The sequence below is a fragment of the Burkholderia sp. WTPI3 genome, assembly GCF_021483755.1.
Lineage (GTDB): Bacteria > Pseudomonadota > Gammaproteobacteria > Burkholderiales > Burkholderiaceae > Burkholderia.
In genome coordinates this window covers 1-11,068 of sequence record NZ_JAGIXF010000139.1, presented here as the reverse complement: position 1 = coordinate 11,068, position 11,068 = coordinate 1, and the positions used below count along the sequence as shown (strand labels likewise).

Sequence of the window (11,068 nt, the reverse complement as noted above, 5' to 3'; positions counted from 1 at the left end):
ACGCCCAGAAGCCTTCGTAATCGCGCTCGGCTTCGGCGGCCAGCGCCCGGTAGGCCGGCATGCCGGAAATGGTCGCGCGCTCGCGCGTGTCGGCCGTCGGTTCGAAGATCCGGCGTTCCTGAAGGATCGATACGATGGCGGTCAAGGTGTTCTCCATGAAAATCGCGGGTTGTGGCTTGCCTGTCGAAACGCAACTTGCATGCCAATCGCGTGCCGGTATCCGGCCGAAACGGCTTCAGCGCCGTCCTTGCGCGGTTTCCATCTTTCGATACGGACTGCAAAGAATTTGAGAGACGCATGTCGGGCATCGTTGCTGCCGCGCGCGGTGCGTCGAAATGCAGCAGCGGTGTTGCATGCGTCAACACGGCGAGCAACGGGCAACGAGCGTCGCTCGCGCGCTACGACGCGATGAACGACCGGAGCACGCCGAGCGCGTCCGATGCGCGAAGACGATCGAGTGCCGACGCCTCGATCTGACGCACGCGTTCGGCGGACAGGTTCAGATGGCGGCCGATGTCGCGCAGCGAGCATCCTTCGCCCGCATGCAGCCCGTAGCGCAGCCGCAGGACCATCGCTTCGCGCGGCGGCAGCCGGTCGATCGCGCACGCGACGACATCGCGCAACTGCGCGGCCCCTGCTGCGTCTTCGGGCGATGGCGTCGCCAGGTCCGGCACGACGTCGACGAAGGTCATCTCGCCGTCCGGCGACACCGGCACGTCGACCGACATCGGTTCCTTCACGATCGCCAGCAGGTCGCGCACCTTGCCGACCGGCTCGCCCATGTGCACGGCCAGTTCCGCCGGCGTCGCGGCCGCGCCGGAGCGCTGCCGATGGTCGCGCGCGACCCGCTTCAGCTTGTTGAGCGCGTCGACCGTGTGCGTCGGCACGCGGATCGTGCGTCCGAGATCGGCGAGCGCATGCGTGATCGCTTGCCGGATCCACCACGTGGCGTAGGTCGAAAACCGGAAGCCGCGACGGTAGTCGTAGCGTTCGATGGCTTTCAGCAGCCCGATGTTGCCTTCCTGGATCAGGTCGGCGAACGGCAGGCCGCGATCGGAATAGCGCTTCGCGATCGACACGACCAGCCGGAGATTCGCATCGAAGAGCCCTGCACGCGCCGGTTGCATTGCGCGTTCGATGGCCGCGAGACGCGCATCGAGCGACGCCGTTGCGGTGGGCGGCAGGTCGTGCGTACCGGTGCCGCGCCGGATGGCCGCGCGCGCATCCATGAGCGCGGCCGCGCAGTGTGTCAGCGCGCGCTCGCAGGCCGGATGCGCGGCGATGCACGACGCCAGCCAGCCGGCGTGGTCGTCGTCGTCGGCATGGGCAAACGACGGCGGGACGCCCGCGTCGGCCAGCATTCGCGCCAGCCGGCTCTGCAACGCGCGATACCGGCGTGCGCGGCCGCGCCATGGTTCGCTCCTCCGCTCGACCGCGCGTGCGGACAGGCGCAGCGTGCCGAGCAGCGCGGCCGCGTCGCGTACCTGCGTGCGATAGGGGGAAGAAGCGGTGCCGCCGGCCGCCAGCGCCGCGCGCAGGCCGTCTGCGAGTGCGTCGATGCGAGCGAACCGCGCGACGACCGCGGTGCGCCACGCGGAATCGTCCTGCTGCGCCGGCGCATCGTGATCGTCGTCGTTGCGTTCGGGTTCGCCGGTGGAGCGGGACGACTCTTCCGCCGCGGCGTCGGCAGACGGCACGGCGTCGCGCGGGCCGTCGTCCAGAAAGGTCACATAGGTCGAAGCGGCGGTCCGGCATTCGGCGATCTCGCGGCGAATCGACACCAGTGCATCGAGCGCATCCGGATCGCCGCACAGCACCGCGACCGACGCGGCCCGGCCGCGCTCGATCCGTTGCGCGTACGCGAATTCCTCGTCGCGCGTGAGGAGCGGCGTCGTACCCATCTCGCGCAGATACAGCCGGACCGGATCGGTCGTGCGCGGGGCGAGCAGGTCGGCCGCGGCCAACGCGCCGGCACTGTCGGCCCATGCGCGTGCGGGCGGCGCGGGCCGGAAGTAGCGCTCGAGCGTCCAGCCGCTCGCCGTATCGGCACCGTCGCATACCGCGATGCCGAGTTCGGCGAGTACCGCGGCGGCCGCATCGATGCCGCTTTCGTTCGCGTCTTCGTCGGGCAGCACGTCGATGATGTCGCCGCGCGTGACGAACCCGCGCGACAGGCCGGTCGCGATCAGCGTGTGCAGGTGCGCGACGGCGTGCGGCAGCGCGCCGTCGTCGGTCGCGGCGACGAGTGCCGGTGCGTGCGACGCCGGCTTCCCGTCGCGCGACACGTCACGCGCGCTTGGCATACACGTTGCACCAGCCGTCCGCGGCGACCGACTTGCCGCCGAACATCGGACACGTGCCGCTCGCATCCGCCGCTTCGCCCTTGTAGAAGCGGCAATTCGCGCAGCGCTCGCCAGCCTGGTATTTCGGGAACTTCGCGGTGTCGACACTCGATGCGCGGGCGCGATAGCCGAGCGTCTTCGCGGCGGCGTCGTTTTCGTCGACGAGCGGCGGCGCCGCGAGTGCCGTGCGCGAGGCGGCGAGCGCGGCGCACAGGCCGAGGGTGTTGACGATGAAGGTCCTGCGGGAAGTGGGGTACGTCACGGTCGTTTCCTGGTGAAGATGAAATCATGGGGAGGGGCGCGGCCCGCGTCGCGTGGCGGAGCCGCTTGCCCAGGGGTTACTGGCTCGCGTCCTTGTGCGCGGCGGGGCCGGCGACGAGCGGTGCGGTCGAGGCGCGCGCGGTATCGGCCGTCAGCTTGTCGTTGCCGGCGACATAGCCGTTCGATGCGAGCAGGAAGGCCATCAGGTCCGCGTATTCGTCGTCCTTCAGCTTGCCGGGCTGGTCGGCGGGCATGTTGGTCGCCATGTAGCCGAACACGCCGCCGATCGTCAGATGCGAGTGCGACAGCGGCGCGAACGACGGACCGCTCAACGCGGGCGCAGTGTTGCCTTCGAGGTCGGCGCCGTGGCATTTCGCGCACGCATTGCCGTAGATCGCCTTGCCGTGAGCGGCCTGTGCGGCGTCGAATGCGGGCGCCGCGTCGCCGCCGGTGCTCGCGGCAACCCGGATGAAGCCGCCGCCGACGGGCAGGTTGCGCGCGCGCAGCAGGCCGCCCGGCGCGTTGGGGCCGGCTGCCGTCGCGCCGTCGGCGAAGCGTGACGGCATGCGCGACTCGTGCGCTTCGAGCGCACTGCCGGGCAGCGCCCACTTGCGGGTCAGCGCCGCGAGCCGGCCGTCGTGCTTCATCTGCGTGAGCGTTGCGTCGATCCGTTGCTGCAACGCAGCCGAGCGCGACGCGAAGGCGAACGTGAGTTGCCAGTCCGCATACGGGGACGACGTCGCGCCGATGCGGAACGTCTGCTTCGGATGCGCGGCCTGATACGCGACGACGGCCGGATACCAGACGATCGCGCGATGCGCGCGGCCGCGGGCAACCGCGTCGACCGTCTGCTCGGAAGTATTCTCGAGATCGAAGCGCGCGTCCTTCTGCTGGACCGCGATCAGTTGCGCGGGACTCGCGTAGGTCGCCGCGACGATTTCCCGGCCGGCCGGCGGCGTGCCCGCGTCGCGGCGCGTGACACTGACGTAGCCCGAACGCAGGTAGCCCTGCGAGAACAGCAGCTTCGTATCGGATGCGTCGGCGATCGCCGAGCGCGGGAAGCCCGCGAGCACGTCGCAATCGCGTTCGAGGATGCCCGCGAGTTCGTGTGCGGATACGCCGTCGTCGTCGCTGCCGCCGGCGTCGTGCGCGGAAAAGGTGGCGGCAACGCCGGCCGCGCGGAATACGTCGCGCGCGACGGCCTTGTCGAGCACGGCCGTCGGCGTGCCGGGAAGCGAGCAGACGCGCACCGGCGTCGCGGCCGCGGACAGCGCCGGTGCCAGCGCCGTGCCTGCCGCGAGCGCACAGGCCACGGCGAGGCGGGAAAGTCGAAGGTTCATGATCGTACGCTCGGATGGGAACGGGGAAAGGCGCCCGCGCCGGCGGCGCGGGCAAGATGGCCGGGTGGCCGGGTCACGGTCAGCCGCGATCGAGGCCGAACACGTACAGCGTGCCGCCGCGCGGCACGTCGTCCGCCGCCTTGGCCATCGGGCCGCCCCAGATCGGGTTGGCACCGCCGTAGCCGGCGAGTACCGCGACGTATTCCTTGCCGTCGACTTCGAATACCGACGGCTGCGCGATGATCCCGCTCGCGAGCTGCGGGCTCTCCCACAGCACCTTGCCGGTCGACACGTCGAACGCGTACAGGTGGCCGTCGAGCGAGCCGCTGAACGCGAGGCCGCCCGCGGTCGTCGCGACGCCGCCGTTCCACGGCAGCTTGCTCCAGTGGCTCCACACCTTCTTGCCGGTGTTGACGTCGATCGCCTGCAGTTCGCCGTAGCCTTCGCTGCCCGGTTCCGGCTTGATCTCGAAGCCTTCGCCGAGGTACGGCAGCCCTTCCATGTAGTTGACCGACTTGCCGGACAGGCTCATGCACGCGTGCAGCGACGGCACGATCGCGAGATGGTGTTCGGGGTCGTACGACACGGACCACCAGTTCTTGCCGCCCAGGAAGCTCGGGCACGTGTCGATCGTCGTGCCGACCTTCGGATACTTCGCGGGATCCTGGATCGGCGCGCCGTCTTCCGTGTAGCCGGTGACCGACGTCGCCTTCACGAACGGCTCCGCATAGATCAGCTTGCCGGTATCGCGGTCGATCGCGTGGAAGTAGCCGTTGCGGTCCGCATGGATGATCGCGTCGTGCTCCTTGCCCTTGTACTTGATCGTCGCGAGCACCGGCGTGTTCACGCCGTCATAGTCCCAGGTGTCGTGCTTCGTGTACTGGTAGTGCCATTTGAGGTCGCCGTTCTTCGGGTCCAGCGCGAGCAGCGAATCGGAGTACAGGTTGTCGCCCGGGCGCAGGTCCGCGAGCCACGGTCCCGGGTTGCCGACGCCCCAGTACAGCGTGCGGGTCGCCGCATCGTAGGTGCCGGTCAGCCAGGCCGGCGCGCCGCCGTGCGCCTGCATCCCGTCGGGCCACGTGTCGCCGTGCTTCTCGCCCTGGCCGGGGATCGTGAAGCGTTTCCACAGCAGCGTGCCGTCGTTCGGGCTGAGCGCGGCGATGAAGCCGCGCGCGCCGTATTCGCCGCCCGAGCTGCCGACGACGATCGCGCCGTCGAGCGCGAGCGGGGCGAGCGAGAACGCATAGCCGAGCCCCGGCTCGAACATCTGTTTCTTCCACACGAGCGCGCCGGTCTGCGCGTCGAGCGCGGCGACTTCGCCGCTCAGCATCGCGACGTAGACGTTCTTGCCGTACAGCGCCACGCCGCGGTTCACGACGTCGCAGCAGGCCGTCTTGAACGACTCCGGCCCGAGCTTCGGCTCGAATTTCCACAGTTGCGCGCCGGTGGCAGCATCGAACGCGTAGACGTTGTCCTTCGGCGTCGTCACGAACAGATAGCGGCCGTTGACGATCGGCGTGGCTTCGAAGCCCTGCTTCAGATCGGCGGGAAACTTGTAGCTCCACGCCTGCGTCAGCTGCTTCACGTTCGACGTGTCGATCTGCTTGAGCGGCGAATGCGCCTGGCCGTTGTACGTGCGGTAGTAGGTCAGCCAGCCCGGATCGCGCTGCGCATCCGTGAGCCGCTGGTACGTGACGGCCGGATAATCCGCGGCGGCATCCACCAGGCCGGGATTCAAGACGACGGCGGCCGCCACCGCGATGCCGATCGTTGCCAGTCGGCTCGTCAAAGCCGGGACTTTCTTCATGGTTGTCTCCTGAGTCATTGTGGTCGCACCGCGGTCAACACGCGGCCGGGCCGGCAGGGTGGTGTTCCGGGTTCAGTGCGCAGCCAGTCATGCAAATCGCATGCCATTGCCGCGCGAGGCGCGCCGCGCAACGCGCAGCGGCGGATTGCGCGCGCGGAAGCGGTATGTGCGCGGCGTCGCGGGTGATCCGCGCCTGTTGCGTTCGGGGACAGCAGTGGGCGCAGTGTTGCGAAACATGACAGTGCGCGGGCAGGTGCGATGGCTGGGTGAGCTGCGGACCGCGGCGGGCTTCTCGTTGAACGGGTCGGCCTGCGATGGCGGGAAGACGAGCGTCGTCGATGGGCGGATCCGGATCGCGTGGCGTGGCGCGACTCGCCCTTGCAGCGGACGATGCGCGCCCGAACGCGCGATCGAGCGGAGCGCATCGCGTGCGCGGCGGCGCGCGCGCCGTATGGTTGATCCAAATTGACACAGGTGCAACAGGGTTGGCACGAACTGCAACAGGTACGCGGCTTCGCGCGGTCGGGCGAGTGCGTCGGCCTGTTGTACGCACGGGCGATGTGCGCATCGGCATGCTTCTTGCCGTTCGGAACGGGAAACGATTCCGCGCAGCGAGAGACCGTCATGAATGTTCCGAGTTCGTCCGATGCCGTTCGCCGATCAGACCGTCGCCGTCTGGTCGCGCTGGCGTACGGTATCGGACCGGCCGGTCCGCGTGCGGCGACGATCGCGGCGCCGTATGCGGCGCGTTCGCGCGAATCGCTGAAGGCCGTTGCGCTGACGGTATTCGTCGCGCATTCGGCGATCCTCGTTGCGCTCTGGCATGCAGCCGCATCCGAGACGCGATCGACGCTGCCTCGCGTGCTCGCAGTCGAAGTGGATGCGAGCGAATCGACGAATGCGGTTCCGGGCTTGCAGCGCCGCACGAACGTCGCGACTTCCGCGCCGCCGGTGCATGTGCATGCGAGCCGTGATGCGGCCGTCCATCGGGACGTTCGACCGGGCTTGCAGGCGCCGCGTCTCACCGGTCATGCGAGGCCCGTGCAACCGCCCGCCACCGCGGCCGAACGGCCCGACGGCGACGTCACGCGCCCGGCACCGGCGCCGCCGCCGCCGGCAGCTGCGATCGCATCGGCCGATACCGTGCCGCCGGCGCTCGCCCGCGCAGCGCCGCCCGCACCGCCCGCGGCCGAACCGGAACCCGTCACCGCGCCGCGCTTCGCGGCGGCCTATCTGCACAACCCCGCGCCCGATTACCCGGACGTTGCGCAGCGGCGAGGCTGGGAGGGCACCACGTTCCTGAACGTGCACGTGCTCGCGAACGGGCGGCCCGACCGGGTCGTGCTGGCGGCCAGCAGCGGACATGACGCGCTCGACGATGCAGCGGTCGCGGCCGTGACCGACTGGCGCTTCGTGCCGGCGAAGCGCGGTGCGAAACCGATTGACGGCTGGGTCAGGGTGCCGGTCGTGTTCAAGCTCGAAAACTGAGGAATCCGTCATGTCGAACTACATCCAGTACGCAGTGGCGGGCGCGTTCGCGTTGCTCGCGATGCTGTCGGTGCTCACGTGGACGCTGATCGTCGCCAAGGCGCTGCTGTACGCGCGCATCGCGCTCGGCAACCGTCGCTACGGCGCGCATCGAAGCGATCGCACGGCACTGGCGATGCCGACGGACGACGACGCAGCCGCCAGCGTGAACGCGCGGCTGCAGCATGCCCTGTGTCATGCGCTGCGCAACTTCGAAGCCGCCGAACCGGACGCTCCGGCGGCGCTCATCGCATGGGATCGCCGCGACCTGCTCGAACGCACGCTCGCGCGCGAGATTCGCCGCGCGCAGCGCCCGCTCGAGCGCGGGCTCACCGTGCTCGCGTCGACCGCGAACGTCGCGCCGTTCGTCGGGTTGTTCGGAACGGTGTTCGGGATCGTCCACACGTTGCAATCGATGACGGCGTCGGGCACCAACGGTATCGACGCGATCGCGGGGCCGATCGGCCAGGCGCTGGTCGCGACCGGCGTCGGCATCGGCGTCGCGATTCCGGCCGTCCTTGCGTACAACCTGTTCCTGCGGCGGCTCAAGACCGTGACGGCCGCGCTCGACGAGTTCGGGCAGGACCTGATCGCGCTGGCCGAGCAGCGGCAATTCCGGCTCGACGCGCCGGTGCCCGCCGCGATGCCGGAAGCCCGCAACGCGGGTGCCGCGCGCCGGGCGGCTGTATGAAGCCCGATTGCCGCGATGCCGATGCGGGCGAGCCGCTCGGCGAAATCAACGTGACGCCGCTCGTCGACGTCGTGCTCGTCCTGCTGGTGATTTTTCTGATTGCCGCGCCGCTGATGACGCATGCGATTCGCGTCGACTTGCCGAAGGTCGCCGCGGTGCCGCACGACACGCATGCGTCGACTGTCGTCGTGACCGTTGACGGCCACGGCGCGATCTACGTCGACGGCCGGCCGACCGCACCGCCCGACGTCGAAGCCGTGCTGGCACGACACGTCGCGCGCGATCCGCGCACGAGCGTCAGCCTGCACGCCGATCGCAACGAGACGTTCGGCACGGTCGCCACCGTCATTGCGTCGATCGGGCGTGCACGTGTCGCGCACGTCGCGATCGCGACAGCCGATGGAGAAAGCGGTACGGCGCACTGAATCGATCGCCGTCGCATCGATTGCCGGCCACGCGCCGGATAACAACAACGAAACAGGAGACATGGAAATGAATGAAACCGATGTGGCGAAGCGCCGCCTCGTCGCCCGGCGCGCGGGCGTCACGCTGTGCTTCGGCGGCATGCTTGGCGGCTGGCTCACGCCCGCGTCGGCGCAGGTCGAACCAACCGGCGATGCCGACGCGCCGACGCTCGCGCCGATCGTCGTGGTCGGCACGACGCCGCTGCTGGGCATCGGCACGCCGCTGTCGCGCGTGCCGGCCAACGTGCAGACGTTTCACGGCAGCGACGTCGAACACCAGCACGGCAGCGTATTGACCGACTTCTTCGAGAAGAACGTGTCGAGCGTTGCCATCAACGAAGCGCAGGGCAATCCGTACCAGACCGACGTGAACTACCGTGGCTTCACGGCGTCGCCGGTGCTCGGCACGCCGCAGGGCCTGTCGGTATTCGTCGACGGCGTGCGCGTGAACGAGCCGTTCGGCGACGTCGTGAACTGGGATCTCATCCCGCAGGCGGCGATCGACACGATGCAGCTGATTCCCGGATCGAACCCGACCTACGGGCTCAACACGCTCGGCGGCGCGCTCGCCATCACGACGAAGAACGGCAAGACGAGCCCGGGCGGCTCGGCGGAGGTGTCGCTCGGCTCGTGGGGACGCAAGATCGCGCAGATCGAGCAGGGCGGGCGCATCGGCAGCAACCTCGACTACTACGTGACCGGCAACGTCACGAACGACAACGGCTGGGCCGATCACAACGGCAGCCGCGTGCGGCAGGGCTTCGGCAAGCTGCGTTACACGGACGCCGATACGACGCTGTCGATCTCGGCCGGCGGCGCGGACAATTCGCTGCAGGGCACGCAGACGATTCCGCGCTCGTTTCTCGACAATCGCGCGCAGGCCTATACCTACCCCGACCTGAATCAGAACAGCGCCGCGTACGTGACGGTGTCGGGCGACCACGCGTTCAACGACCATGTGCAGCTTAGCGGCAACCTCTACTACCGGCACTACCGCAACACCAACGTCAGCAGCAACGTGAACGACGATTTCGGCAGCGTCGACGATGGCGTCGCCGACACCGTGCAGGCCACCAACGACCGATCGGTGGTCGCGACCGACAGCTTCGGCGCGAACCTGCAACTGACCCTGCTCGGCAAGCTCGCCGGCATGGACAACCAGTTCGTCGTGGGTGCGTCGGCCGATCTCGCGAACTCGGATTTCCAGCAGTCGTCGCAGGATGCCGCGTTCACGGATACGCGCGCGACGATCGGCATCGGCGATTTCACGCAGACGACGCACGCGAAAACGCGCAACGGCAACTACGGCTTCTACTTCGACGACACGCTGGCGCTGACGCGGCAGTGGTCGCTGACGCTGGCCGGGCGCTACAACTGGGCGCGCGCGGCCATCGAGGACGTGAGCGGCCTGCAGCCGTTGCTCACCGCGCGTCACTCGTTCTCGCGGTTCAATCCGGCCGTCGGCATCACGTGGAATCCGGTGCCGGGCTTCACCGCCTATGCGACGTACAACGAAGGCATGCGCTCGCCGACCGCGATCGAGCTCGCATGTGCCGACCCCGCCGCGCCGTGCTCGCTGCCGAACGACTTCCTTGCAGATCCGGCGCTGAAGCCGGTGATCGCGAAGACGATCGAGCTGGGCGCGCGCGGCCGCGTGGGCCAGGCGACGACGTGGAGCGCGGCGGTGTACGACACCACGCTCGACGACGACATCCAGTTCATCAGCAGCGACGGCGGCGCGAGCACGCTCGGCTATTTCCAGAACGTCGGCAAGACGCGCCGGCAAGGCTTCGAGCTTGCCGGACACACGCGGCTCGGGCCGGTCGGCGTCGGTGTGAGCTACAGCTACGTCGACGCCAGCTACCGCTCGACGTGGACCGAAAGCAGTGCGAGCAATTCGAGCGCCGATGCGCAAGGCAACATCGTCGTCCATTCGGGCGACCGGATTCCCGGCATTCCGTCGAGCACCGTGAAGCTGCGGCTCGACTATGCGGCGACGCCGAAGTGGACCGTCGGCACCAACATCACGTATCGCAGCGGCGTATTTGCGCGCGGCGACGAGAACAACCAGGATGCGAACGGCAAGATCCCCGGCTATTTCCTGATCGATCTCGATACGACGTGGCAGGTTTCGAAGCACCTGCAACTGTTCGCGTCGGTCACCAACCTGCTCGACAAGCGGTATGCGAGTTTCGGGGTGCTCGGCCAGAACTTCTTCAACGGGCCCGGTCATGCGTTCGACGGACTCAACCCCGTCAACGAACAGTTCGTCGGGCCGGGCGCGCCGCGCGGTGCGTGGATCGGTGCGCGCTACGCGTGGAATTGAGCGTGCGCGCCGGCGTACGGCGGCATGTCCGCCGTGACGGCCAGCATCTCGCGCACGGCGCGAGCGACGCCCCGCGCCAGCGCGTCGTCGCTCGCGAGATGGCCGGCCGGCACGCGCTCGACGATGGCGGCCGGCACGGCGCGCGCGAGACGCTCGACGTTCCCGACCGGGCACACGCGGTCGCGCATGCCGTGCACGGCATGCAACCGCACGCCGGCCTGTGCGGCCTGTCGCGCGAGCGCGAGCAGCCGCCGCTCGCCGAGCCAGCACGCGCGTTGCAGGTAGTGCGCCTGGATCCGGTATTTGTCGA

The 11,068-nt window shown here is 69.0% G+C and carries 7 protein-coding genes and 2 pseudogenes; 4 read left to right on the top strand and 5 right to left on the bottom strand.

From position 1 onward, the window contains the following. Positions 1 to 398 precede the first annotated feature (398 nt). The 4 genes from J7024_RS34785 to J7024_RS34770 all read right to left on the bottom strand — a co-directional run bounded on the left by J7024_RS34785 (position 399) and on the right by J7024_RS34770 (position 5,750). On the bottom strand, positions 399 to 2,303 hold the full coding sequence (locus J7024_RS34785; protein ID WP_234745903.1) for a sigma-70 family RNA polymerase sigma factor: 1,905 nt from the start codon (positions 2,301 to 2,303) through the stop codon (positions 399 to 401). Then, entirely contained in the window at positions 2,287 to 2,604 is a 318-nt protein-coding gene (locus J7024_RS34780; protein WP_124897731.1) for a high-potential iron-sulfur protein, read from the bottom strand. Before J7024_RS34780 ends, J7024_RS34785 begins: the two co-directional genes overlap by 17 nt. 76 nt (positions 2,605 to 2,680) lie before the next feature. Beyond that, positions 2,681 to 3,943 (bottom strand): c-type cytochrome, encoded by a 1,263-nt coding sequence (locus tag J7024_RS34775; RefSeq protein ID WP_124897730.1) that lies wholly within the window; start codon positions 3,941 to 3,943, stop codon positions 2,681 to 2,683. A 79-nt stretch (positions 3,944 to 4,022) separates the two neighbouring features. Continuing rightward, the gene (locus tag J7024_RS34770) at positions 4,023 to 5,750 is read right to left on the bottom strand and encodes a methanol/ethanol family PQQ-dependent dehydrogenase (protein WP_124897729.1); all 1,728 of its coding nucleotides are present in this window, start codon (positions 5,748 to 5,750) and stop codon (positions 4,023 to 4,025) included. 624 nt (positions 5,751 to 6,374) lie between these two features. Here J7024_RS34770 and J7024_RS34765 point away from each other — a divergent pair. The 4 genes and pseudogenes from J7024_RS34765 (at position 6,375) to J7024_RS34750 (ending at position 10,758) form a co-directional block, all read left to right on the top strand. After that, positions 6,375 to 7,238: an energy transducer TonB gene (locus J7024_RS34765; RefSeq protein ID WP_175752090.1), complete on the top strand. Its 864-nt coding sequence runs from the start codon at positions 6,375 to 6,377 to the stop codon at positions 7,236 to 7,238. Positions 7,239 to 7,248: 10 nt separating this feature from the next. Continuing rightward, positions 7,249 to 7,968: a MotA/TolQ/ExbB proton channel family protein gene (locus J7024_RS34760; protein ID WP_234745902.1), complete on the top strand. Its 720-nt coding sequence runs from the start codon at positions 7,249 to 7,251 to the stop codon at positions 7,966 to 7,968. Beyond that, positions 7,965 to 8,309, top strand: a pseudogene (locus J7024_RS34755) (ExbD/TolR family protein); the annotation flags it as partial. The gene J7024_RS34760 and the pseudogene J7024_RS34755, both read left to right, overlap by 4 nt. A gap of 151 nt (positions 8,310 to 8,460) precedes the next feature. Further along, positions 8,461 to 10,758 (top strand): TonB-dependent receptor, encoded by a 2,298-nt coding sequence (locus J7024_RS34750; RefSeq protein ID WP_234745901.1) that lies wholly within the window; start codon positions 8,461 to 8,463, stop codon positions 10,756 to 10,758. Here the strand turns inward: J7024_RS34750 and J7024_RS34745 are convergent. Beyond that, positions 10,743 to 11,068, bottom strand: a pseudogene (locus tag J7024_RS34745) (alpha/beta fold hydrolase); the annotation flags it as partial. The gene J7024_RS34750 and the pseudogene J7024_RS34745 sit on opposite strands and share 16 nt — an antisense overlap.